Genomic DNA, 23,817 nt, shown 5'->3' on the forward strand with positions numbered 1-23,817 from the left:
TTATTACTGACGACACTATAACGAATTATCGCTTTTTGGCAAATAACCGTTCATAAAATCTTCAACAATAATTAATGCAGCCTGACTATCAACCGCACCTTTTTTCAGTTTACGAAAGCCACCTTCAGCAAACAGGCTTTCTCGTGCCGAGGTCGAAGTCAGGCGTTCGTCCTGAAATGCTACCGGTAAACCGAAGCGCCCATGTAAGCGGTTACCAAACTTTTTGGCCTTTTGGGTTAGTGGCTGTTCGGTGCCATCCATATTTAAGGGCAAGCCCACTACCAACTGTTCGGGTTGCCATTCGGCAAACAGCTTTTCAATCAGTTGCCAGTCGGGAATGCCTTCTTTGGCCGTAATGGCTGCTAAAGGCGATGCAGTTGCTGTTATAGTCTGGCCCACCGCAACGCCAATACTTTTGGTGCCAAAATCAAAGCCTATTACTGTGCTCATGCGTGTCCTACATCCGGCCCCAGTTGCCACACGTCAAACCCCAGTTGCTCGGTGGCTTTTTGCCAACGCTCGGAGGGTGGTGTATTGAACAGCAATTCCGGGTCTGCCGGAATTGCCAGCCAGGAATTTTCCCCTAGCTCCTCTTCCAGTTGTCCGGCTTCCCAGCCTGCGTAACCTAACGTCAGAAGAAACTGTGGTGGCGCAGCCGATGATCCAAGAGCTTCCAGAATATCGCGCGAGGTGGTCACCATAATATCGTCACTCATCTTCTGGCTTGCGCGCCAATTGTCCTGCGGAGGGTGGATCACAAAGCCACGCTCACGGCCTACAGGCCCGCCCTGATAAACGCTGCCCTGTAAGTGCTGGTTATTTTCCGGGTAAACAATTTCCAGTTTATCCAGCAGCGAGGTTACGCTTAAATCGGCCGGCTGATTAATAACTAAGCCCATAGCGCCTTCTTCATTGTGCTCGCAGATATAGGTCACGGTCCGTTTAAACATTGGATCGTTCAGCATAGGTGTTGCTATCAATAAATGGTTCTGCAAACTGTTCATCGATTCACCGACTCCTTAACGATAATCTCTACTTACAACATGGGGGCGCATAGTTGAATTTCAATTCAGTTTTGCTTCTATTGCCTTAAAGACCTGTTCAGCAATATTAATGTCGTAGGCGTTTTCAATTTCGCGCATACAAGTTGGGCTGGTCACATTTATTTCCGTAATGCGATCACCAATAACGTCCAGGCCAACAATAATGAGCCCACGTTTTTTCAGTTCCGGTGCGACTTTACGAGCCAGAGCCCAGTCACTGTCAGATAAAGGCTGAGCGCGCCCGCTGCCTCCGGCGGCAAGGTTTCCACGGGTTTCTCCGGCGCTGGGAATACGCGCTAAAGAATAAGGCACAGGCTCACCATCAATAATTAAAATGCGCTTGTCGCCGTCTTTAATCTCTGGCAAGTACTTTTGCACCATGGCGTAGCGCTGACCTTTCTCAGTCAGAGTTTCAATAATAACGCCTAAGTTACTGCCATCGGCGCCCACTTTAAAAATTGAAGCGCCTCCCATACCGTCCAGCGGTTTTAAAATCACCTCACCATGCTTTTTATGGAAAGCTTTAATGACATCCGCTCTGGAACTCACTAGCGTGTCGGCAATAGAATCCGCGAACCACGAAGTAAAGAGTTTTTCGTTGCAGTCACGCAGGCTCTGCGGTTTATTCACCACCAGACTACCGCGTTGCTCGGCCAGTTCCAGAATCTGCGTGGCGTATAAAAACTCGCTGTCAAAAGGCGGATCTTTACGCATCATAATGACGTCAAAATCCTCCAGCGGACGGTATTCACTGTCGCTTAAGCTGTAAAAGTCCGTCTTTTGATCTTGAACGCGAACTTCCCGTGCAAAGGCCATTGGTTGACCGTTATCAATAACTAAGTCGCCCATTTCCAGATAGAAACACTGATAACCACGTGCCTGAGCTTCCAACAATAAACGAAAGCTCGTGTCTTTTTCGGTTTTAACGGTGGCGATAGGGTCCATCACCATAGCTAACTTCTTCATGTAAACTCCTTTAGCTTAAGTCGCCAAACTGGTACTGCACGGCGGTTAGCGCTGAAAGCGCTGCGGTCTCTGTTCTTAGTACTCTTGGCCCTAAACGCATGGGGTTAAACCCTTGTTGCTCGGCGGCACTGACTTCAGTATCAGTGAATCCGCCCTCTGGACCAATCAATAATTGTATTCCTTTATCGGCCTGCTGAAATGACGACAACGGCTGGGTGGCGGTTGGGTCTAAGGTTAGGCGCAACCCTTCAAAGCTGCTTTCAATAAACTCAGTGAGTTGCTGTGCTGGCCTTACTTGTGGAACCACACTACGGCCACATTGCTCGCAGGCAGAATGGACAATTTTCTGCCATTGCAGCTGTTTCTTCTCCAGCCTGTCGCCACTTAATTTAACACCGCAGCGCTCACTAAACAGTGGGGTAATTTCGGTTACCCCCAGTTCTACCGACTTTTGCAGTACAAAGTCCATACGGTCACCGCGCGAAACAACTTGTGCTAAATGAACATTGACCGATGACTCAGATGCGTTAGCCTGATTGTTGGTTGCAATAAACTGTGCTGATTTTTTTTGGACCGAGGTAATTTTCGCCTCATAGTTCTGCCCGTCACCGTTAAATAAAACAATGCTATCACCTACGTTCAAACGCAATACTTTGATCAGGTGCTGGAAAGCATCCGGACTCAATTCGGTTTCAGTTTGTAAGCTTATAGAGGCGGGGTGATAAATCCGCGGTACTCGCATGTCGTCAGCCTTATTCGGACTTTTAGACGTCCAGAAGTAGAAAAAAATAGAGTGATCGGTTACATTATGCAACCAGTATTAAACGATTTCATTAAAATTAAGGAATAGTGGGCATATGTCACGTCACCTGTTTACCTCAGAGTCAGTGTCCGAAGGGCATCCGGACAAAATTGCCGACCAGATATCCGATGCAGTTTTAGATGCAATTTTAGCAAAAGATCCTAAAGCCCGTGTTGCTTGCGAAACCTACGTGAAAACCGGCATGGTACTGGTTGGTGGTGAAATTTCGACAAAGGCCTGGGTTGATGTCGAAGACTTGGCGCGTCAAACCGTAAAAGATATTGGTTACCGACACTCTGACATGGGTTTTGATGGTGCTTCGTGTGCTGTCTTAAATGCCATTGGTAAGCAAAGTGGTGATATCAATCAGGGCGTTGACCGTGCTAACCCGGAAGAGCAGGGCGCCGGTGATCAGGGCTTAATGTTTGGTTATGCCTCAAACGAAACCTCCGTTTTAATGCCGGCTCCTATTACTTACGCGCACCGGGTTATGCAGCGTCAGTCGGAAGTACGCAATAACGGTACACTGGACTGGTTACGTCCGGACGCGAAAAGTCAGCTGACCTTCGTTTATGAAAACGGTAAGCCTGTTGCCATTGATACAGTCGTGCTCTCCACTCAGCACCGAGAAGACATTACTCAGGAAACGCTGCGCGAAGCGGTGATGGAAGAAATTATCAAGCCTGTATTACCTGAGCAATGGGTTTCGAAAGACACACAGTTTCACATTAACCCAACCGGCCGTTTTGTGGTCGGCGGGCCTATGGGCGACTGCGGGCTGACCGGGCGTAAGATTATTGTCGATACCTATGGCGGCATGGCGCGTCATGGTGGTGGAGCCTTCTCGGGTAAAGACCCGTCAAAAGTTGACCGCAGTGCGGCTTATGCCGCGCGTTATGTTGCTAAGAACCTGGTCGCTGCGGGTCTGGCTGAACGTTGCGAGCTGCAAATTTCTTACGCCATTGGTGTGGCTGAGCCAACCTCAATTAGCATCGATACCTTTGGTACGTCTAAGCACTCAGAAGAGCAATTAATTGCGCTGGTTCGTCGTCATTTTGACTTACGTCCATATGGATTAATCAAAATGCTTGACCTGGAACGCCCAATCTATAAACAGACAGCGGCATACGGGCATTTTGGCCGGGACAACCTGCCGTGGGAACAAACCGACAAAGCTGCCGATTTACAGGCTGATATTTAAACAAAATATTGCCTATAAATTTGCTTGTACCCCCTGAAATGTGGAGAATACGCGCATCGCAAGTTGCTCTTCATCTTCCAGGGGGTTTTTCATGTCAGAACGTCAATATCTCGCCAATGCCATCCGCGCGCTTAGTATGGATGCGGTTCAGAAGGCCAAGTCAGGCCACCCCGGAGCGCCCATGGGTATGGCGGATATCGCAGAAGTTCTCTGGCGTGATTATTTAAAACATAACCCTCATAACCCAGGCTGGGCTGATCGCGACCGTTTTGTGTTATCTAACGGGCACGGGTCAATGCTAATTTACTCGCTATTGCATCTGTCCGGTTATGACCTGAGCATTGAAGACATTAAACAATTCCGTCAGTTAGACTCAAAAACCCCGGGTCACCCTGAATACGGCTACACGCCAGGTGTGGAAACTACTACCGGGCCGCTGGGCCAGGGACTTGCAAATGCCGTGGGTATGGCGCTGGCCGAGAAAGTACTGGCTGCGCAATTTAACCGCGACAACCATGAAATTGTTGATCACCACACCTACACTTTCCTGGGCGACGGCTGTTTGATGGAAGGCATTTCGCACGAAGTTTGCTCTCTGGCCGGCACTTTAGGCTTAGGTAAGCTCATTGCCTTTTACGATGACAACGGCATTTCCATTGACGGCGAAGTAGAAGGTTGGTTTACCGACGATACCGCAAAACGTTTTGAGTCTTACGGCTGGCAAGTAATTAATAAAGTTGATGGACACGATTCAGCTGCCATAACCCGTGCGATTGATGAAGCCCGTGCGAATGACGACAAACCGACTCTTATTATCTGCAAAACGGTAATTGGCTATGGCGCACCGAACAAACAAGGTTCTGAAAGCTGCCATGGAGCCCCGCTGGGTGACGACGAAATTGTTGCTGCGCGTAAGCAATTGAACTGGCCGCACCAAGCCTTTGAAGTACCGGCCGATGTTTACCAAAAATGGTCTGCGGTGGATAAAGGCGCAGCAGTTGAGTCCTCCTGGAATAAGCGCTGGGTTGCGTATGAGCAGGAGTATCCGCAGCTGGCAAAAGAACTGAAGCGTCGCTTAAACGGCGAACTGCCTGAAGGGTTTGAGAATACGGTGCACAATTACGCGAAGCAGTTACAGAGCAGCCCTGAAGCGGTAGCGACTCGTAAAGCCTCACTGAACGTACTGAATGAATTCGGTCCTAAACTACCGGAACTGCTAGGCGGCTCCGCCGACTTAGCTGGCTCAAACTTAACCTTATGGAGCGACGCAAAAGGTATTACTGCCGATGACGCCAGTGGTAACTATGTGTTCTACGGAGTCCGCGAGTTTGGCATGTCTGCCATAATGAATGGCGTTACTTTGCACGGCGGCTTTAAAGCCTATGGCGCTACCTTCCTGATGTTTATGGAATACGCGCGCAACGCCGTGCGTATGTCTGCGCTTATGAAGCAGCCCAGTATTTTTGTTTACACTCACGACTCTATAGGCTTGGGTGAAGACGGGCCGACGCACCAGCCGGTCGAGCAACTGGCTAACTTACGTCAAACACCAAACCTGCAGTGCTGGCGTCCGTGTGACCAGGTTGAAACAGCCGTAGCCTGGGGAGCCGCAGTACAAAGCAGTAAAACCCCTTCGGCGTTAGTGTTCAGCCGTCAGGGCATGCAGCAGCAAGAGCGCAATGACGACCAGTTAACGAACATTGCCCGTGGTGGTTATGTGCTGAAAGACAGTGACGGCGAGCCGGACGTTATTTTAATTGCGACAGGTTCTGAAGTTGACTTAGCTGTTAACGCCTTTGAGCAACTGACTGATGAGGGGCACAAGGTTCGCGTTGTTTCTATGCCATCGACCAATGTGTTTGATATTCAGGATATTGAATACAAAGAGTCGGTACTGCCATCCAGCGTGACTCGCCGCGTTGCCGTTGAAGCCGGTATTGCCGACTTCTGGTACAAATACGTTGGGCTTAATGGTGAAGTCGTTGGCATGACAACCTTTGGTGAATCTGCTCCGGCCGGCGACTTGTACAAACACTTTGGCATTACCACAGAAAACACCGTGGCTGCCGCTAAACGTTTGTTGGGAGCTTAAATGAGCGAACCGGCTCGTATTGCGATTAATGGTTTCGGCCGCATTGGCCGGAGCTTTTTGCGTGCGCTATACGAAAACGGCTATCGCGACAGCGTACAGGTAGTGCTTATTAACGAGCCTGCGGCGTCGGAAGCGATAGCGCATTTGCTTAAATACGACTCAAGCCACGGTCGTTTTGGAGAAAAGGTAACACAGTCGGGCGATGCGCTGACGGTTGCCGGAGATGATATCGCTTTAACTCACCAGACCGAGATTGAAGCCATTGACTGGCGCGCCCATGAGGTCGATTTTGTTGTTGATTGTACCGGTGTATTTGGCAGTCAGGCCGATGGTCAGCTTTATCTGCAGCAAGGCGTAAAACGTGTGTTGTTTTCTCATCCCGGCAAGCCGGACGTTGATTTCACCGCAATTTATGGCGTGAATGAAAAAGAACTCACCGTTGACCATAAAGTGGTATCGAACGGCTCCTGCACAACAAACTGCATTGTGCCGGTCATTAAAGTACTGGACGATGCGTTTGGTATAGACTCCGGTGCTATTACGACCATTCACTCGGCTATGCACGACCAGCAGGTTATTGATGCATACCATCCGGATTTAAGACGAACCCGCGCCGCCGGACGTTCTATTATTCCGGTAGACACCCGGCTGGCACGAGGCATTGAACGAATACTGCCGCACTTAGAAGGCCGTTTTGAAGCCATTGCCGTGCGCGTGCCAACCACCAATGTGACCGCTATGGATTTAAGCGTTACGCTAAACAGCGACGCCACTATTGAGCAAATTAATCAGGTTTTACGTGAGCAGAGCGAGCGGCAGCTGGCGGGTATACTGGATTACACCGAAGAGCCTTTAGTCTCAATAGATTTTAACCATGATCCACATTCATCCATTGTTGATGGCACGCAAACCCGCGTTAGTCACAAGCGGCTGGTTAAGCTGCTGTGCTGGTGCGACAACGAGTGGGGTTTTGCGAACCGGTTGCTGGACACAGCAAAAACGATGGCTGAACAAACAGAACATTAAGCTTAGAGAGGATATCGCATGTCTGTCATTGCTATGACTGATTTGGATTTAAGTAACAAACGCGTGCTGATTCGGGAAGATTTAAACGTTCCGGTTAAAAACGGAAAAGTGACATCCGATGCGCGTTTAAAAGCCGCACTGCCCAGCATTCAGCAAGCGTTGAAAGCTGGCGCTAAAGTCATGGTAATGTCTCATCTGGGGCGCCCAACTGAAGGCGAGTACGACGAGCAGTTCTCTATGCAACCCGTTGTTGATTACCTAAAAGAGGCACTGGATTGCCCTGCGCGCTTATGTAAAGACTACCTGGACGGTATTGAACTAAAGGCCGGAGAACTGGTAGTTTTTGAGAATGTCCGCTTTAATGTTGGCGAAAAGAAGAATAATGAAGAGCTGGCTAAAAAATTAGCCAGCCTATGCGATGTCTATGTGATGGATGCTTTTGGCACCGCGCATCGCGCTCAGGCATCTACTCATGGTGTTGCTAAATACGCACCAGTTGCCTGCGCAGGGCCTTTGCTGGCCGGAGAATTAGAAGCTTTAGGCAAGGCGCTGGAAAATCCGAAGCGCCCGCTAGTGGCCATTGTCGGTGGCTCTAAAGTTTCAACGAAACTCACGGTATTAGAGTCCTTGTCCGGTGTTGTTGATCAGTTAATTGTGGGCGGCGGTATTGCGAATACCTTTGTTGCGGCAGCAGGCCATAATGTGGGTAAGTCGCTTTACGAAGCGGACTTAACCGACGAAGCGAACCGTTTAATGGCGCAGGCAAAAGGCAAAGGCGGCGACATTCCATTACCTGTCGACGTGGTAACAGGTAAAGAATTCAGCGCAGAAGCCAAGGCAGAAACCAAAGCCGTTAATGCTGTTGCTGATGACGATATGATTTTTGATATTGGCCCTGACACCGCAGAGCATTTAGCGTCTATGCTGAAAAATGCAGGCACCATAGTCTGGAACGGGCCGGTTGGTGTTTTTGAATTTGAGCAGTTTGGGCATGGTACAAAAACCATAGCCGAAGCTATTGCACAAAGCGATGCGTTTTCAATTGCCGGAGGTGGCGACACTTTAGCAGCAATTGATCAATACGCTATCGCTGATAAGATTAGTTATATCTCGACAGGTGGCGGGGCGTTCCTGGAATTCCTCGAAGGTAAAACATTACCAGCCGTTGCTATTTTACAAGAACGGGCTAAAGACGCCTGAACACAAGTTTTTTAATTAAGGAGTATTTTTATGGCCCTGGTGTCATTACGACAGTTACTAGACCATGCCGCAGAACACGATTACGGCGTACCGGCGTTTAACGTCAACAACTTAGAGCAAATGCGCGCAATTATGCAAGCCGCCGATGCCACTGACAGCCCGGTTATTGTGCAGGCCTCAGCTGGTGCTCGTAAGTACGCCGGTGCACCTTTCCTGCGCCACTTAATTCAGGCTGCGGTTGAAGAATGGCCACACATTCCGGTGGTTGTTCACCAGGATCACGGTACTTCTCCGGCGGTATGCCAGCGCTCCATTCAGCTGGGCTTTAGTTCGGTAATGATGGACGGCTCACTACTGGACGACGGCAAAACGCCGGCAGAGTACGATTACAACGTAAAAGTAACCAGACAGACCGTAGAAATGGCGCACGCTTGTGGTGTTTCTGTTGAAGGCGAATTGGGGTGTCTGGGCTCACTGGAAACCGGTGAAGCTGGTGAAGAAGACGGTGTTGGTGCTGAAGGTAAGTTGTCGCACGAACAACTGCTGACCGACCCTGAAGAAGCGGCGGAATTTGTTAAGGCCACCAACGTTGACGCGCTGGCAATTGCCTGCGGTACGTCACACGGTGCTTACAAGTTTACTCGTCCGCCAACAGGCGATATTTTAGCCATTGACCGCATTAAAGAGATTCATCGTCGCATTCCGGGTACACACTTAGTTATGCATGGCTCATCATCTGTACCGCAGGAATGGCTAAAAATTATTAACGAATTTGGCGGCGAAATTCCGGAAACTTATGGTGTGCCAGTTGAGCAAATTCAGGAAGGTATTAAACACGGCGTGCGCAAAGTGAACATTGATACCGATTTACGCCTGGCTTCAACCGGTGCTATTCGTCGTCATTTGGCGGAGAACCCGTCAAACTTTGATCCGCGCAAATTCTTTACCGCGGCAACCAAAGCGATGGAAGATATTTGTCGCGCGCGCTACGAAGCCTTTGGCTGCGCGGGTATGGCGAGTAAAATAAAGCCAATTAATTTAGAAACAATGTTCCAACGTTACGAAAACGGCGAATTAGACGCCATAGTTAAGTAATTAAGAACTTTATAAAAGATACAGATACGAGGTTAGTGTGCGACTTTCTTTATTATTCGCTAGTTTGTTTTTACCGGTTGCAGCAAGTGCGCAAACGTTTATGTTTGACGATGCTGACGACATTGATACTGAAACCGTAGAAGAGTGGGAAGCCAGTGCCGAATTCGGCCTGCTTTACACCTCAGGTAACACTGAAACAGAAAGTCTTAAAGGCAAGTTTACCGCATCGCGGGACGTGCAGAACTGGCGCCATAAAGGCGTATTCGATTATTACACCTCTGAGCAGAAAGATCAGGATACAGGTGAAATGAACGAAACTGCAGACCGGATATTTATTTCGGCGCAGAGCAACTATAAGTTTGATCCTGACAGTCGCGATTCATTGTTTGTATTCGGTTCATACGAAGAAGATGAATTCAGTGGCTTTGCTTATCAAGCTACTGTCGCAACGGGTTATGGTGCTCGTTATCGTTACGACGAAGACATTTACGCTGATTACGAAATTGGTCCGGGTTATTCACGCACCAAACCTGTGCAGGTTGAAGGTGAACCACCGGTTGAATCCGATGGCTCAATGATTCTGCGTTTAGCCGGTAGCTTAAACTGGAAAATCAGTGAAAACTCGCGTTTCAGTGCTTTACTGTCGTCTGAAGTTGGTGAAGACAACACGAAGAGCAAAGCCGAACTGTCAGTGTCAGCGAACATTAACAGCGCGTTGGCTATGAAAGTGTCTCTGGGTGCGAATCACAACTCTCATGTTTCTGATGAGAGTATTGAGAAGCTCGATACAGAAACGGCCGTTACACTGGTTTATTCTTTCTAAGAAAACAGCGTTCTATACCTCGAGAAACCTCAGAGCCGCGGCAATTGTCGCGGCTTTTTTCATTAAGCTGTCATAAAAACGTCTTAAGCTGTCCGGGTGATACCAACTGGGCTTATTTATGCGCGTTTCAACCTTTAGTCGTGTTTCGTCGTTTTCTTTGCTGGGCTTATCGTTAGTGTTTTTGTCAGTGCTTATTTGGGCTAATAGTCAATTACAGCACTTTGAACAACAGCAGAATATTTATTCATCGATAAAAGAGAAACTCATGGTTGAAGTGGTAACCGAGCTCAGTGGTTATCTGCAATCGGGGAATGCGCTTTTATTGAATCAAGCCGAGGCCTCGGTCAATGAAGTGAACGCTCAGCTCGATACGCTGAACTTAACCTCCACTTCGGTTATGCAGGAACAGCTGGATAATATCCGTAGCAGAATTTCTGATGACTATCGCGCCATAGGTAAACTCTCCGGCCAGGAGGCTGCTTTGCTGGTTAATGCCGAGCGGTCTTTATTTAACGAATTATCTCGTTTGTTTGACTACGTGCAAAAAGGCAGCAGCAATAACCCTGCAGCTGCCGAAAGTTACCAAAGTATCGGTAGCGACTTAGTATTATTAATTGCCGACCTGGTACATACGCGGGAACGGCTATCGAGCGGTGAAGCTGATGAGCAGGCTCTGAACCAGGTTCTCAATGCGATGCAAAAAGAAATTGGTCGGTTGCAACAGCTACCCGAGCTGGGGATAAAAGAACAGCTTCCCGATCAGTCAATGATGCTTGTACCGAGAGAAGCCAAAGAGCTGGGTCCGAAAATCATTTCAGAAATGAACAGCTTAATTCAGCGTTACCCCAAAGAGTTGTCCTCAACGTTACAGCTTATAGAGTCGCGCCGTGAAGCCTTTGCTTCAATTTCTGATGACATTGCCAACATTCAGTCGCTGGCGGTAAAGGTAGAGCAGAGTCTCTTGAAAGACCAGCAAGCCAGCCTGATGCAGATGAAGCTGAGTCTTGTAGCCTTGGTGGCTGTGCTATTGGTGTTTGCAATACTGAACTTTGTGTTACTTAAACGCATGGTTCTGACTCCTCTGCGAAGCTTACGCGACGCCATGGAAACTTTACTGGTTAAGCAGGAGCTCAATTATTTACCCAACGCCGATCGCGATACCGAGATGGCAGAGATAGCCCGATTCTTTAACGGCATTCTCGAACAGACTCAGCGTAGCGACGAGGAAAAGTCTCAGCAAATGACGGTGGTCAATGAAGCGTTGAAGCGGGTAATACAAGAGTTGCAGCAGATTGTGCAATCCTCTGCCGATACGCAGTCATCCGCTTCGGTCACTATTCACGGTATTACTGAACTGAGCGAGTTGACCGAAGAATTAAACCAGTGCACCAATACCCTGGAAAAGAATGCGCTCGATACCCAGGACTCAATGAAGCAGAGCCGCCAGCATATTCTGAAATTGAGAGACGCCTCAGAGCAAAATGAAAAAGCCATAGAAACGGCCAAGCGCTCGGCAGAAGAGCTGGACCATTCGGTAAAAGAGGTAAAAGACGCGCTGTCTATTATTTCGGGTATTGCCGACCAAACTAATTTATTAGCACTGAATGCGGCTATTGAAGCGGCCAGAGCGGGCGAGCAAGGGCGCGGTTTTGCAGTGGTGGCTGACGAAGTCCGGCAGCTGGCGCAGAAAACACAGTCCTCTCTTGGTGGCATTAACGACTCTCTGAACCAACTGACGGACGCCTCGCTTTCCATTGAAAAAGGCTATCAGGACATTGCCGGGGCAAGTCATTCGCAGCAGCAATTCGTTGAACGTTTGGTGGAAACTGCAAATGAGGTGTCTGCGCAGGCACAGGCTTCAACCGAAGAAGCTAAAACCTCATTCCGGTTGGCGGAACAGCAGACAGACAAAGTTAACGGATTCTCAGTACAGTTACAGCAATTAGTTAACGAAATGAACAACGCGCACCAGTTGTTAAGGCAAGTGGAGGCTGAAGTCGATACTCAGAGAACTGAAATAGAACGGGCGTTCAGCGCATGATGAATTAATGAAATCTTACGGTTCCCTTTACCTTTAGATTTCGCTAACATTCGCGGCAGCTAACATCGGCTGAAAAAAATCGGATAATGTTATGTCAGTGAACTCATTTCTTGGGGTATTTGCAAAGTCCCCTATCAAACCGATGATTGAGCACATGGACGAAGTGCACCGCTGCGCCTATGCGCTTAAAGATTTCTTTAAGGCGGTTTATTCGAAGGATTGGAAGAGCGCAGAAGTGGCTCGTGCAACCATCGTAAAACACGAATCAACCGCGGATGATATGAAACGTAAAATCCGTCTGAACCTCCCAAGTGGCTTATTTATGCCTGTAGAGCGTGCCGACTTGCTCGAGCTTGTTTCTCAGCAGGACAAAATTGCCAATAAAGCCAAAGACATCTCCGGTCTGGTTACGGGGCGTGAATTGGTTATTCCTGAGCCTCTGGTCAAAGATTTTGACGCTTACTTAAGCCGCTGTCTGGACGCGACAGATAAAGCCCGCGAAACCATCGGCGAGTTTGATGACTTGCTGGAAACCGGTTTTAAAGGACGCGAACGAGACCTTGTCGACAACTTCATTATAGAGCTTGATGCCATTGAAGCGGATACCGATCAGCTTCAAATTAAACTACGTCAGGATCTACGCAAAATCGAACTCGATATGAACCCTGTGGATGCGATGTTCTTATACCGTATTCTCGACTGGGTTGGCGACTTAGCCGACCTGGCCGAGCGAGTCGGTGCGCGTTTTGAACTAATGCTAGCACGCGTCTAAGCGGAGTCTGATTTATGGATATTATTTCTAGCTATAGCCTCCTGCTTATCGGGATGGCTGCGGTTTTTGGTTTCTTTATGGCCTGGGGTATTGGCGCAAATGATGTTGCCAATGCTATGGGTACCTCCGTTGGATCCAAGGCGCTGACCATAAAGCAGGCGATTGTTATCGCAATGGTTTTTGAGTTTGCGGGGGCTTACCTGGCGGGTGGTGAGGTTACCTCAACCATTCGGAAGGGGATTATTGACTCGGCTTACTTTGTCAATCAGCCAGAACTGCTTGTGTTCGGTATGATTTCAGCGTTATTAGCTGCCGGGTTCTGGCTCTTAATTGCCTCTTATCTTGGCTGGCCGGTATCAACCACTCACTCCATTATTGGTGCCATTGTTGGTTTCTCTGCTGTCGGCGTTAGCATGGAGTCGGTACAGTGGGCAAAAGTCGGGGGGGTGGTTGGAAGCTGGGTCGTCACTCCGGCCATATCCGGGTTCATTGCTTACCTCATATTTATGAGTGCACAGAAGCTCATTTTTGACCGCTCTAATCCGTTAGCAATGGCCAAGCGTTATGTTCCTTACTATATGGGGTTAGCGGGCTTTGTGTTGTCGCTGGTCACCATCAAAAAAGGTCTTAAGCACGTAGGGTTAAACCTTGGCAGCATTGAAGGTTACCTGTGGGCATTAGGTATTGCGGTACTGGTCTTTGCTATTGGTAAGATGGCAATTGGACGTCTTAAGTTTAACCCTTCAGACGACAAAGACATGCACTACACCAACGTGGAGAAGGTCTTCGCGATATTAATGGTTGTAACCGCCTGTGCTATGGCCTTTGCTCATGGTTCAAACGACGTTGCTAACGCTATCGGGCCACTGGCCGCTGTAGTGAGCGTGGTTACCAGCGGTGGTGATATTGGCAGTAAAGCGACATTAGCCTGGTGGGTATTACCTTTAGGCGCTGTTGGTATTGTGGCTGGTCTTGCCATGCTGGGTAAACGTGTTATTGCCACCATTGGTAATGGTATTACGCACTTAACCCCCAGTCGTGGTTTTGCGGCGGAACTTGCTGCTGCGTCAACCGTGGTTCTTGCCTCAGGTACCGGGTTGCCAATATCAACCACGCAAACGCTAGTCGGCGCGGTATTGGGTGTCGGCATGGCGCGCGGTATTGCCGCTCTGAATCTTGGTGTTGTTCGCAACATCGTTATTTCGTGGGTCGTTACCTTGCCGGCGGGTGCCATTATGTCGATTATTTTCTTCTACATTTTAAAAGCAATTTTCGGCGTAGCATAAACTTGCGATAAACGGGCAGCCTGCAACAGTGACAGGCTGCCTACTTTCCAGTAAAATCCGCGCTTCACTACATCTCGCAATTACAGCACGGATATGTCAGATACCAATCATTCTACTTTAAAAGTCAGTGACTTTTCATTTGAGCTACCCGATGAGCTTATTGCCCGCTATCCGCAGGAGCAACGTAGTGCCAGTAGGTTGCTCTCGGTAAAAGCCAATGAAAACAGCATTGAGCATAAACACTTTAAAAATATTGTGGATGAGATAAACGCCGGTGACTTGTTGGTGTTTAATGACACCCGGGTTATTCCTGCGCGTTTGTTGGGCGAAAAAGTGTCCGGTGGTAAAGTCGAGGTTCTGGTCGAGCGCCTACTGGATGACCATAGGGTGCTTGCGCATGTCCGTGCTAACCGCGCTCCCAAAGCGGGTGCTGAATTGCTGTTGGAAGGCCACGTAAAGATAACGATGCTGGCGCGCCACGACGCACTCTTTGAACTGAAGTTTGAGCATGACGAGACGGTACTGGAACTGCTTGAGCAATACGGGCATATGCCTTTGCCGCCGTACATTGACCGTCCGGATGAAAGCTCTGACAAAGAGCGTTACCAAACCGTTTATAACCGCGAGCCGGGTGCTGTTGCTGCCCCTACCGCCGGTCTGCATTTTGACGACGAGATACTGCAACAGCTGCGCGATAAAGGCGTGAACTTTGCCTATGTGACTCTGCACGTAGGCGCCGGAACCTTCCAGCCGGTGCGTGTGGAAGACATTAACGACCATGTTATGCATAGCGAATACGCGAAAGTCAGTGCTGAAACCTGTAACGCCATTAAGCAGACCAAAGCCTCGGGTGGCCGGGTTATTGCTGTAGGCACAACCTCGGTTCGTTCGCTGGAATCGGCCGCTCAGGCATCAACTAATGAAAGCATTGAACCGTTTTTTGATGACACCGATATTTTTATTTATCCGGGTTATGAATTTAAAGTGGTCGATAGCATGATAACCAACTTCCACCTGCCCGAGTCCACGCTCATTATGCTGGTTTCGGCATTTGTTGGTCGTGATTTAATTATGAAGGCTTATAATGAAGCCATTAAAGAGCGCTATCGCTTTTTTAGCTACGGCGACGCCATGCTGTTACAGCGCTAAACTTAATACACTGAAGTGAATACTTATGACAATGAAATTTGAATTAGACAAAACCAGTGGTCGCGCGCGTCGTGGGCGCATGGTATTTGAACGTGGAACCGTAGAAACGCCAGCGTTTATGCCGGTAGGTACTCTGGGTACCGTAAAAGGTATGACACCAGAAGAGGTAAAAGACACCGGCGCACAAATCTGCCTGGGTAATACCTTTCACCTAATGCTGCGTCCGGGTACGCAAATTATCCAGCAGCATGGCGACTTGCACGACTTTATGAACTGGGACAAGCCTATTCTGACCGACTCCGGCGGTTTTCAGGTGTTCAGTCTGGGTGAGCTTCGTAAAATTACCGAAGAGGGCGTGACTTTCCGTTCGCCCATTAACGGTGAGAAAATACTGCTGACCCCGGAAAAGTCTATGCAGGTTCAACGCGAGCTGGGTTCAGATATTGTCATGATATTTGATGAATGCACGCCGTTTCCTGCCACGCAGGCAGAAGCACGCAGTTCAATGGAGCTTTCGTTGCGCTGGGCCGAACGCTCTAAACAAGAACACGGTGAGAGCAAAGCCGCGTTGTTCGGTATTATTCAGGGCGGCATGTACGAAGAGCTGCGCGATATTTCTCTGAAAGGTCTGACCGATATCGGGTTCGACGGTTACGCTATTGGTGGTTTGTCGGTAGGTGAGCCGAAAGAAGATATGATGCGCATTTTAGAGCACACTGCGCCGCAAATGCCCGAGCAAAAACCTCGCTATTTAATGGGTGTGGGCAAGCCGGAAGACTTAGTTGAAGCCGTACGTCGCGGCATTGATATGTTCGACTGCGTTATGCCAACGCGTAACGCGCGTAACGGTCACTTATTTATTAGCACTGGCGTAGTAAAAATCCGTAATGCGGTGCACCGTACAGACACCTCTCCGCTGGATGAAAACTGCGACTGCTATACCTGCAAAAATTATTCGCGGGCGTATTTGCACCATTTGGATCGTACCAATGAGATGTTGGGGTCACGCCTGAATACCATTCATAACCTGCGCTTTTATCAAAAAGTAATGAGTGATATGCGCGACGCACTGGATGCCGGTACTTTTGATGACTATGTAAAAGAGTTTTACCGCTTAAGAGATCAATCCGTCCCGGCACTGGACTGAGACTTATCGATTTCAGTACGTAATTGCTGGTAGCGATCGACATCAGGCTGGTGCTTGATCGCTGCTTCTACTGAACTCAGCGCAGATGCTTTCCATCGTTCAACTAAATGTGGTTGTTCGCTATTCAGTTCAGCGAGACCTAAATACATTTCTGCCCGCAAATAATGGGCAGCCGCTTTTTCTTCATAGATATCCGGGTTACCCAGTTCATTAATGGCATTAAGCAGCATAGTCGTGCGTTGTGAGCGGGTAAAAATATTGTCTGAACTTAGCACAAAATGAGCGCGTTCAGAGTGGTACTTCAGCAGCTCAGGACTGCTTGCTACAGCGTCGTCGAAGTGGGTAAGCGCTAACTCAGCCTGCTCCGCTGCCTGTTGAAGCTGGCCGCCGTTGGCAAGATGTCGTGAATAATGAGCAAAAACAAGCGCATGTGCGTATTGGTTCTGTTCAACCGAGTAACCGTCCAGCAAATGTCGGTTTGTCTGCTCCCGCAAAAAAATGAACAAGACAAAAATAATAACCAAAATGGCAGCACCACCAGCCCCCAGCCAGAAGAAACGTTTTCTTAACTGATAGTTACGGAGCCAGCCATCAAGCTCCTGCTGAAGCTCACGGCAATGCTGAAAACCTTCATTTGGCTCAGCCGAGAGCGCTTTCTTTACTATGCGACTGAGTTCGGCAGGAAGCCGGTTGCGGTGCGTTATTGGGTGCTGAAAAAAATGCTCCGGCTTCATGTTAGTCAGTAACGACAAAAGTAACGCGCCCAGTTGGTATATATCGCGCTTAATGGTTGTGGGTGAACTCGGTGCCGCAATGCTCAAATCAACCAGAACCGCGGAATTATTGCTCTCGCCTTCAGCATTGTCTGCTGAGCGGATCATAATGTTCTGGGCGGTAATATCGTTGTGAGCGTAACCAGCCTCGTGCATACGACAAACCCCGTCAGTAAGAGATTTAACCACTTTGGCGGCGTCATAAACAGACAGGCAGCTGCGTTGCTTGCTTAAAGGTTTGCCTTCAATGTACTCAAGCACCATAAACAGTGAAGAGGAAGAAACTTCCGGTTCGCCAACATCAAACACGCGGCAAAGAGCAGGGTGGTCAACACTGGATAACAAACGCGCTTCATTTACCAGCCTGTGGCGGCTGACAATAGAGGGCGAGCGGGCAAACTTAATCGCAACCGTGCGTTTTAAACGCTGGTCGTAGGCTTTATAGACCAGGCCACTACCACCTTGTCCCAGCAATTTTATTGACTGGTAACGCGCTGGTATTGGATAGGGAAAATTGTTGTCCGGATGCACTTCAGCCAAACTCGTATCCTTACTACTTAAGCTCAAATCCAGTCTAACGATGACAAACACCAAACAACAGGTTTTGAGGAAGAGCTTACAGTGTATGCATTAAATGACGTCAATTGACATCAAATAAAAATAATTAGTCTGTGGCTTAAAAAACCTTAGATATAAGCTATGATGAGTTTCATAAAAATAATAAAGCAGGGGTTAACACTGATGCGGGAGAACAGCGATGTTTTGGCAAACAGTGGATTCAGGCAGTCCGTCGAAGTCCAGATTAAAGATAAGCAGAGCTATAAACGCTTAAATATGACGCTGGTGGGTCAACAGCATCCCGATTATCTTATTCTGGAACTTTCCAGACAGTATTGCTGGCAAGATATCTTGCCAATGCTGGCTACAGAAAAGAATGTTGCAATAAAAACGGTCTCTCCAAAAGGCGAGCAGGTAACCGGCGTGGTCGACATTCTCCACATTACTCAATACCCACAAAAACTTTTGTTTGTCAGTTACCCCAGAAATGCCAGTGTGGAAATTCTGCGGTCGTCACCAAGGGTTGGCGTAAATTGCGATGCAAGACTCCAGCTGCAGCTAAAAGATAAACTCGGTGAGCCTCTTACCGGTAAAATTGTGGATATTTCCAATAAAGGCATCGCATTTAATTACTTTGGCACCTCGCCGGTTAATATCGAGGACAGCAGAGGCTTAGAAGCTGAAGTCAGAGTCAAAACAGACGACGAAACCATTTTGCTTCAGCAATTGATAACCCGAAGTATTAGGTCGGTCGGCCCACAGTTATGGCAACTCGGTTTGTCGTACAAAGAAAAACCAAATAATTTACAGGATTTAGTCAGTACGCTTTTCCTGCACTCTACGCCAGTCCGCGAACTGCTTAGCGATAATGACCCTGGATGGGATGCTTCGGATAACACTTTACAAGGCGAATCTGAGTCGGTACAATTCAGCACCAATTGAACCCGTAGTGGTTAATTTTTAACCGAAACAGATAATTTACCCGAGGTGATTTTTTAATGCCAGTCGTTAAAGTGAAAGAAAACGAGCCGTTTGACGTAGCTTTGCGTCGCTTTAAGCGCTCTTGTGAAAAAGCAGGTGTTCTCTCTGAAGTTCGTCGTCGCGAGCACTATGAAAAGCCGACTTCAGAGCGTAAGCGCAAGAAAGCTGCTGCGGTAAAGCGTCACGCGAAAAAACTGTCTCGTGATAACGCTCGTCGTACTCGTCTTTACTAAGACCATACCTACGACAATTTGAGTGTTCACTTTTCCGTAAAGTGCTGAAAGCCGTGACTATATCGTCGCGGCTTTCGTGTTTCTGCTACTTTTTGTTTTCGCAACTTTCTTGTTTTCGCAACTTCGGTATTGAAACAATATGGCAGGCCTGATCCCCAAAAGCTTTATCCATGACTTGCTCGAACGAGCAGACATTGTTGAAATAGTTGATAGCCGCGTACCGTTGAAAAAGGCCGGTAGAAACCATCAGGCCTGTTGCCCGTTCCATAATGAGAAAACGCCGTCGTTTACCGTTAGCCAAGACAAGCAGTTTTACCATTGCTTTGGCTGTGGGGTGCACGGTAACGCTATTGATTTTCTAATGGAATTTGACGGTTTAAACTTCCCCGACGCGGTGGAAGAACTGGCCGGCATTATGGGAGTGGAGGTTCCTCGGGAACAACCGGAGAACCCTCAGCTAGCACAAAAGAAACAACAACAGATGCAGGACGACTCGGAGCTTATGAGTAAAACAGCTCGTTTTTTCCAGCATCAGTTAAAGCACCATGAAAACTCAAATCGGGTTATAGACTACTTAAAAGGTCGGGGTTTAAGCGGCGAAACGGTAAAACGTTTTCAAATTGGCTATGCACCCGACGCCTGGGACGGCCTGCTAAGCACATTTGGTAGCTCGGCCCCGCAACGCCAGCAGTTACTGGAATTAAAGCTTATTAACCGTAACGAGAAAGGCCGGCATTACGACTTTTTTCGTGACAGGGTCATGTTTCCTATTCATGACCGGCGTGGCCGGGTGGTGGGCTTTGGTGGTCGCATTATTGATGGCGACGGACCTAAGTACTTAAACTCTCCGGAAACCCGCCTGTTTCACAAAGGCAGTGAGTTATACGGTTACTGGCATATGCAACAGGCCGTAAGGAAACCAGAACAGGTTTGTATTGTCGAAGGGTATATGGACGTGGTGGCTTTGTCCGAAGCGGGCATTCACTACGCCGTTGCGTCGTTGGGTACGGCTACTACCAGTGAACAATTACAGCGTTTATTCCGTACTAGTGGCAGAATTGTTTGTTGTTACGACGGTGACCGCGCAGGCCGCGACGCTGCCTGGCGTGCATTAGAAAATGCGTTGCCACTGTTGCGCGACGGCCTGGATATGGCGTTTCTGTTCTTGCCGGAAGGTGAAGACCCAGATTCAGTTGTGCGCGAGCACGGTGCCGAAGCCTTTGAGCGTGAATTAAAAAAGGCGACACCATTCACTGAATATTTCTTCGAGCATTTACAGGCCGACATTGACGTTAGTAGCGATGCCGGACGCTCTCAATTACTGAATATTGCAAAACCCTTAATTGAGAAAGTGGCGAGTGAATATTATCGCGACACCTTAATGCAGCGGTTAGCAGAAAAGCTTCGCCGCGAAACGTCGCAACTGGAGCGTCAGTTTGAAAAGCCGCAACGTCAGTCGCGACCAAAAGAAAGCGTAAAAATGACGCCGTTACGCAAAGCCATTGCTTTGTTACTGCAATACCCGCAACTGGCGCAATCGGTTCCGGTTCGTGAGGAACTACGAGAACTGCAGGTTAGCGGCATTGATTTACTAATAGCTTTGCACAAGCAGTGTGCAGAACGCCAAATGACCACGGCGCAGGTGTTAGAAGGCTGGCGCGATACCGAGTATTACCAGCCTTTGCAGAAACTCGCGTTATGGCAACATCAGCTTGACGAAGATAACGTTGAGCAAGAATTTAACGATATATTTATTTATCTAATTGACCAATATTTTGAGCAGCGCGCGAACGCACTTTTAAAGAAAGAGCAGGAAGGTGCATTAACACGAGTTGAGCGTCAGGAATATCAGACGCTGATTCAGTATTTAAGTAAGGCAAGATAGTACATCAGGGTACGCCTTACGCTAGCTTCAAAATCAGTATTCTGATATACTATTTGGTCATTTTGGATACTCTACATTCACAGTCACAGGTGGAACGTCTGTATGCAGCAGAATCGGCAATCGCAACTTAAGGTCCTTATTGCGAAAGGCAAAGAACAAGGGTTTTTGACATTTGCTGAGGTCAATGACCATTTACCGCAGGAAATTGTTGATTCCGATCAGGTTGAAGACATTATTCGCATGATCAACGACATGGGTATTCGCGTGTTTGAAAGCGCACCCGATGCCGATGATCTGATGATGGCAGAAAGTGCTGCAGATGAAGACGCTGCCGAAGAAGCTGCGCAAGCATTAGCCTCTGTCGATGGCGAAATTGGCCGCACAACTGACCCAGTGCGCATGTACATGCGTGAAATGGGGACCGTTGAGCTACTGACTCGTGAAGGCGAAATTGACATTGCCAAGCGTATTGAAGAAGGCATTAACCAGGTTCAGTGCTCTGTTGCAGAATACCCGGAAGCCATTAACTTCTTGCTTGAGCAGTGGGACTCTTACGAAGCCGAAGAGCTGCGCTTAACCGACATTATTTCCGGATTCATCGACCCAGACGAAGTAGACGAAGCGCCTGTAGCCGCTACTAACGTTGGTTCTGAACTTCCAACCGAAGAGCTGGAAAAATCAGACGACGATGATGACGAAGACGAGGAAGAAGCGGATACTGGTATTGATCCGGAATTTGCACGCAGCAAATTTAATGCACTGCGCGAACAATACGAAGCTACACGTCAGGCGATTGCTAAGCATGGCCGTGATGGTGCCGGTGCTCGTGTTGAAATCGATAAGTTAAGCGACTTATTCAAACAGTTCCGTTTGGTTCCTAAGCAATTTGACCGTTTGGTTAAAGACATGCGTGCCATGATGCAGCGTGTTCGTGTGCAGGAACGTATTATTATGAAGATAAGCGTTGAACAGGGCGAAATGCCTAAACGCAACTTCATGAAAGCTTTTGCTACCCATGAAAACAACATGGCCTGGGTTGATAAAGAAATTGACTCTGGTGCAAGCTACTCCGACACATTGAAAGAAGTGCGCGGCGAAATTGAACGCTGTGTAAACAAGCTGGTTGATGTTGAACGCGAAACTGGCTTAACCATTGGTAAAGTTAAAGAAATTAACCGTCGCATGTCCATTGGCGAAGCCAAAGCGCGCCGTGCGAAAAAAGAAATGGTTGAAGCTAACCTGCGTTTGGTTATCTCCATTGCGAAAAAATACACCAACCGCGGCTTACAGTTCCTGGACTTAATTCAGGAAGGTAACATTGGTTTGATGAAAGCCGTGGACAAATTCGAATACCGCCGTGGTTATAAGTTCTCAACTTATGCAACCTGGTGGATCCGTCAGGCAATTACCCGTTCAATTGCGGACCAGGCGCGTACTATTCGTATCCCGGTTCATATGATTGAAACCATCAATAAGCTGAACCGTATTTCTCGCCAAATGTTGCAGGAAATGGGCCGCGAGCCACTGCCGGAAGAACTGGCAGAGCGCATGATGATGCCGGAAGACAAAATTCGCAAAGTACTGAAAATAGCGAAAGAACCTATTTCAATGGAAACCCCAATTGGCGACGATGAAGATTCGCATCTGGGTGACTTTATTGAAGACAGCACGCTGGACTTGCCAATTGACTCGGCAACATCAGAAAGCCTGCGTAACTCGGTTCGCGATGTGCTTGGTGGTTTAACGGCACGTGAAGCGAAAGTATTGCGTATGCGCTTTGGTATTGATATGAATACCGACCATACTTTAGAAGAAGTGGGCAAGCAGTTTGATGTGACGCGTGAACGAATTCGTCAAATTGAAGCCAAAGCATTAAGAAAGCTTCGCCATCCAAGCCGCTCAGAGCAGCTTAAATCGTTCTTGGATGAGTAAGATATTCTCTGACAAAGGAGGCAGCATGGGTAACAACCGTGACAATTGGCCGAAACGTATTATTGACTCGCATTTACACATTTATGATGACGAGTTTCCGCTAATTGAAAACCAAGGTCATATCCCTGAGCCTTTTTACATTGATGACTATCGTAACCTGGTACGTGGCATGCCTATTGAAGGCGGAGTCATTGTGTCAGGTTCGTTCCAGGGTTTTGAACAGCGCTACCTGAAAGCCGCGCTGGAGAACCTGGGCAACAACTTTGTGGGTGTTACCCAGTTGCCGGGAACTGTTAGCGATGAAAAAATTCAGCAGTTGAAAGAGCACGGCATTCGCGGTGTGCGCGTTAACTTGAAGCGCGGTGTGCATCGTGATATTGAAGGTATTGTTGATTTTGGTAAGCGCATTTGGGACTTAGCCGGATGGCACCTGGAAATCTATGTTGACAGCCGCGAGCTGGACGACATGGTTCCTACTCTGCTTAAACTGCCGAAACTCAGTGTTGACCACCTAGGTATGGCGAAGTCGGGCTTGTCTCAGGTTCGTCGTTTAGCCGAAGGTGGCGTAAAAATTAAAGCCAGTGGTTTTGGTCGTACTGAAGTGAATATTGAAGAGGCCATTAAAACCCTGAATGAAACGAACCCGGACGCGTTGATGTTTGGTACCGATTTACCGGGCACACGCAGTAATCGTTCATTCGAGCCTTCAGATATCACCAATATTGTGAATGCTCTGGATAGCGAAGAGGCAGTTGATAAAGTCTTTTATCAAAATGCCCGCAGTTTTTACAATTTACCTTAAAAATAGAGAG

At 48.2% G+C, this 23,817-nt stretch carries 21 protein-coding genes; 16 read left to right on the forward strand and 5 right to left on the reverse strand.

The window, feature by feature from the left end:
* Positions 1-15: 15 nt before the first annotated feature.
* Genes ruvX through DEU30_RS05425 form a run of 4 tightly spaced genes read right to left on the reverse strand, consistent with a single transcriptional unit; the run spans position 16 to position 2,751 of the window.
* Positions 16-450, reverse strand: a complete 435-nt coding sequence (gene ruvX, locus DEU30_RS05410) for a Holliday junction resolvase RuvX (protein ID WP_011235446.1) — start codon at positions 448-450, stop codon at positions 16-18.
* Positions 447-1,004 (reverse strand): YqgE/AlgH family protein, encoded by a 558-nt coding sequence (locus DEU30_RS05415; protein WP_011235445.1) that lies wholly within the window; start codon positions 1,002-1,004, stop codon positions 447-449. Before DEU30_RS05415 ends, ruvX begins: the two co-directional genes overlap by 4 nt.
* 60 nt (positions 1,005-1,064) lie before the next feature.
* Positions 1,065-2,009 carry a glutathione synthase gene (gene gshB, locus DEU30_RS05420; protein ID WP_034822102.1) on the reverse strand — a complete coding sequence of 315 codons (945 nt, stop codon included), beginning with the start codon at positions 2,007-2,009 and terminating at the stop codon, positions 1,065-1,067.
* Positions 2,010-2,019: 10 nt separating this feature from the next.
* Entirely contained in the window at positions 2,020-2,751 is a 732-nt protein-coding gene (locus tag DEU30_RS05425; RefSeq protein ID WP_114981658.1) for a 16S rRNA (uracil(1498)-N(3))-methyltransferase, read from the reverse strand.
* Between the two features lie 115 nt (positions 2,752-2,866).
* On the opposite strand from DEU30_RS05425, the gene metK reads away from it, so the two are divergent.
* From metK to tgt, 11 genes are all read left to right on the forward strand, one after another.
* Positions 2,867-4,012, forward strand: coding sequence for a methionine adenosyltransferase (gene metK, locus DEU30_RS05430; protein ID WP_011235442.1), 1,146 nt, complete (start codon positions 2,867-2,869; stop codon positions 4,010-4,012).
* A 91-nt stretch (positions 4,013-4,103) separates the two neighbouring features.
* Positions 4,104-6,104 carry a transketolase gene (gene tkt, locus DEU30_RS05435; RefSeq protein WP_114981659.1) on the forward strand — a complete coding sequence of 667 codons (2,001 nt, stop codon included), beginning with the start codon at positions 4,104-4,106 and terminating at the stop codon, positions 6,102-6,104.
* Positions 6,105-7,130 (forward strand): erythrose-4-phosphate dehydrogenase, encoded by a 1,026-nt coding sequence (gene epd / locus DEU30_RS05440; protein ID WP_034822110.1) that lies wholly within the window; start codon positions 6,105-6,107, stop codon positions 7,128-7,130.
* An 18-nt stretch (positions 7,131-7,148) separates the two neighbouring features.
* A complete protein-coding gene (locus tag DEU30_RS05445; protein ID WP_114981660.1) occupies positions 7,149-8,330 on the forward strand; it encodes a phosphoglycerate kinase in 1,182 nt (393 codons plus the stop codon).
* A 30-nt stretch (positions 8,331-8,360) separates the two neighbouring features.
* Positions 8,361-9,425, forward strand: coding sequence for a class II fructose-bisphosphate aldolase (gene fba, locus DEU30_RS05450; RefSeq protein WP_034822116.1), 1,065 nt, complete (start codon positions 8,361-8,363; stop codon positions 9,423-9,425).
* Between the two features lie 37 nt (positions 9,426-9,462).
* Positions 9,463-10,248: a DUF481 domain-containing protein gene (locus DEU30_RS05455; protein ID WP_114981661.1), complete on the forward strand. Its 786-nt coding sequence runs from the start codon at positions 9,463-9,465 to the stop codon at positions 10,246-10,248.
* Positions 10,249-10,366: 118 nt separating this feature from the next.
* Positions 10,367-12,289 (forward strand): methyl-accepting chemotaxis protein, encoded by a 1,923-nt coding sequence (locus DEU30_RS05460; RefSeq protein WP_114981662.1) that lies wholly within the window; start codon positions 10,367-10,369, stop codon positions 12,287-12,289.
* Between the two features lie 91 nt (positions 12,290-12,380).
* A complete protein-coding gene (locus DEU30_RS05465; protein WP_114981663.1) occupies positions 12,381-13,061 on the forward strand; it encodes a TIGR00153 family protein in 681 nt (226 codons plus the stop codon).
* A 14-nt stretch (positions 13,062-13,075) separates the two neighbouring features.
* Entirely contained in the window at positions 13,076-14,347 is a 1,272-nt protein-coding gene (locus DEU30_RS05470; RefSeq protein WP_114981664.1) for an inorganic phosphate transporter, read from the forward strand.
* Positions 14,348-14,440: 93 nt separating this feature from the next.
* A complete protein-coding gene (queA, locus tag DEU30_RS05475) occupies positions 14,441-15,496 on the forward strand; it encodes a tRNA preQ1(34) S-adenosylmethionine ribosyltransferase-isomerase QueA (RefSeq protein ID WP_114981665.1) in 1,056 nt (351 codons plus the stop codon).
* A gap of 31 nt (positions 15,497-15,527) precedes the next feature.
* Positions 15,528-16,643, forward strand: a complete 1,116-nt coding sequence (gene tgt, locus DEU30_RS05480) for a tRNA guanosine(34) transglycosylase Tgt (RefSeq protein WP_016341397.1) — start codon at positions 15,528-15,530, stop codon at positions 16,641-16,643.
* Here tgt and DEU30_RS05485 read toward each other — a convergent pair.
* On the reverse strand, positions 16,619-17,947 hold the full coding sequence (locus DEU30_RS05485) for a protein kinase (protein ID WP_227016325.1): 1,329 nt from the start codon (positions 17,945-17,947) through the stop codon (positions 16,619-16,621). The genes tgt and DEU30_RS05485 overlap by 25 nt on opposite strands.
* A gap of 168 nt (positions 17,948-18,115) precedes the next feature.
* Between DEU30_RS05485 and DEU30_RS05490 the strand changes: the two genes are divergently transcribed.
* The 5 genes from DEU30_RS05490 (at position 18,116) to DEU30_RS05510 (ending at position 23,807) form a co-directional block, all read left to right on the forward strand.
* Positions 18,116-18,916, forward strand: coding sequence for a glycosyltransferase (locus DEU30_RS05490; RefSeq protein WP_227016319.1), 801 nt, complete (start codon positions 18,116-18,118; stop codon positions 18,914-18,916).
* 56 nt (positions 18,917-18,972) lie between these two features.
* Positions 18,973-19,188: a 30S ribosomal protein S21 gene (gene rpsU / locus DEU30_RS05495; RefSeq protein WP_011235429.1), complete on the forward strand. Its 216-nt coding sequence runs from the start codon at positions 18,973-18,975 to the stop codon at positions 19,186-19,188.
* A gap of 139 nt (positions 19,189-19,327) precedes the next feature.
* A complete protein-coding gene (gene dnaG, locus DEU30_RS05500; RefSeq protein ID WP_114981667.1) occupies positions 19,328-21,073 on the forward strand; it encodes a DNA primase in 1,746 nt (581 codons plus the stop codon).
* 102 nt (positions 21,074-21,175) lie between these two features.
* Positions 21,176-23,005: an RNA polymerase sigma factor RpoD gene (gene rpoD / locus DEU30_RS05505; protein ID WP_034822133.1), complete on the forward strand. Its 1,830-nt coding sequence runs from the start codon at positions 21,176-21,178 to the stop codon at positions 23,003-23,005.
* Between the two features lie 25 nt (positions 23,006-23,030).
* Positions 23,031-23,807: an amidohydrolase family protein gene (locus DEU30_RS05510; RefSeq protein ID WP_011235426.1), complete on the forward strand. Its 777-nt coding sequence runs from the start codon at positions 23,031-23,033 to the stop codon at positions 23,805-23,807.
* Positions 23,808-23,817 lie beyond the last annotated feature (10 nt).

It is taken from the genome of Idiomarina sp. 017G (assembly GCF_004362265.1).
GTDB classification, from domain to species: Bacteria; Pseudomonadota; Gammaproteobacteria; order Enterobacterales; family Alteromonadaceae; genus Idiomarina; species Idiomarina loihiensis.

Coding starts and splice junctions, on each gene's coding strand:
- ruvX (WP_011235446.1), bottom strand. CDS start 450: ATGAGCACAGTAATAGGCTTTGATTTTGGCACCAAAAGTATTGGCGTT.
- DEU30_RS05415 (WP_011235445.1), bottom strand. CDS start 1,004: ATGAACAGTTTGCAGAACCATTTATTGATAGCAACACCTATGCTGAAC.
- gshB (WP_034822102.1), bottom strand. CDS start 2,009: ATGAAGAAGTTAGCTATGGTGATGGACCCTATCGCCACCGTTAAAACC.
- DEU30_RS05425 (WP_114981658.1), bottom strand. CDS start 2,751: ATGCGAGTACCGCGGATTTATCACCCCGCCTCTATAAGCTTACAAACT.
- metK (WP_011235442.1), top strand. CDS start 2,867: ATGTCACGTCACCTGTTTACCTCAGAGTCAGTGTCCGAAGGGCATCCG.
- tkt (WP_114981659.1), top strand. CDS start 4,104: ATGTCAGAACGTCAATATCTCGCCAATGCCATCCGCGCGCTTAGTATG.
- epd (WP_034822110.1), top strand. CDS start 6,105: ATGAGCGAACCGGCTCGTATTGCGATTAATGGTTTCGGCCGCATTGGC.
- DEU30_RS05445 (WP_114981660.1), top strand. CDS start 7,149: ATGTCTGTCATTGCTATGACTGATTTGGATTTAAGTAACAAACGCGTG.
- fba (WP_034822116.1), top strand. CDS start 8,361: ATGGCCCTGGTGTCATTACGACAGTTACTAGACCATGCCGCAGAACAC.
- DEU30_RS05460 (WP_114981662.1), top strand. CDS start 10,367: ATGCGCGTTTCAACCTTTAGTCGTGTTTCGTCGTTTTCTTTGCTGGGC.
- DEU30_RS05465 (WP_114981663.1), top strand. CDS start 12,381: ATGTCAGTGAACTCATTTCTTGGGGTATTTGCAAAGTCCCCTATCAAA.
- DEU30_RS05470 (WP_114981664.1), top strand. CDS start 13,076: ATGGATATTATTTCTAGCTATAGCCTCCTGCTTATCGGGATGGCTGCG.
- queA (WP_114981665.1), top strand. CDS start 14,441: ATGTCAGATACCAATCATTCTACTTTAAAAGTCAGTGACTTTTCATTT.
- tgt (WP_016341397.1), top strand. CDS start 15,528: ATGAAATTTGAATTAGACAAAACCAGTGGTCGCGCGCGTCGTGGGCGC.
- DEU30_RS05490 (WP_227016319.1), top strand. CDS start 18,116: ATGATGAGTTTCATAAAAATAATAAAGCAGGGGTTAACACTGATGCGG.
- rpsU (WP_011235429.1), top strand. CDS start 18,973: ATGCCAGTCGTTAAAGTGAAAGAAAACGAGCCGTTTGACGTAGCTTTG.
- dnaG (WP_114981667.1), top strand. CDS start 19,328: ATGGCAGGCCTGATCCCCAAAAGCTTTATCCATGACTTGCTCGAACGA.
- rpoD (WP_034822133.1), top strand. CDS start 21,176: ATGCAGCAGAATCGGCAATCGCAACTTAAGGTCCTTATTGCGAAAGGC.
- DEU30_RS05510 (WP_011235426.1), top strand. CDS start 23,031: ATGGGTAACAACCGTGACAATTGGCCGAAACGTATTATTGACTCGCAT.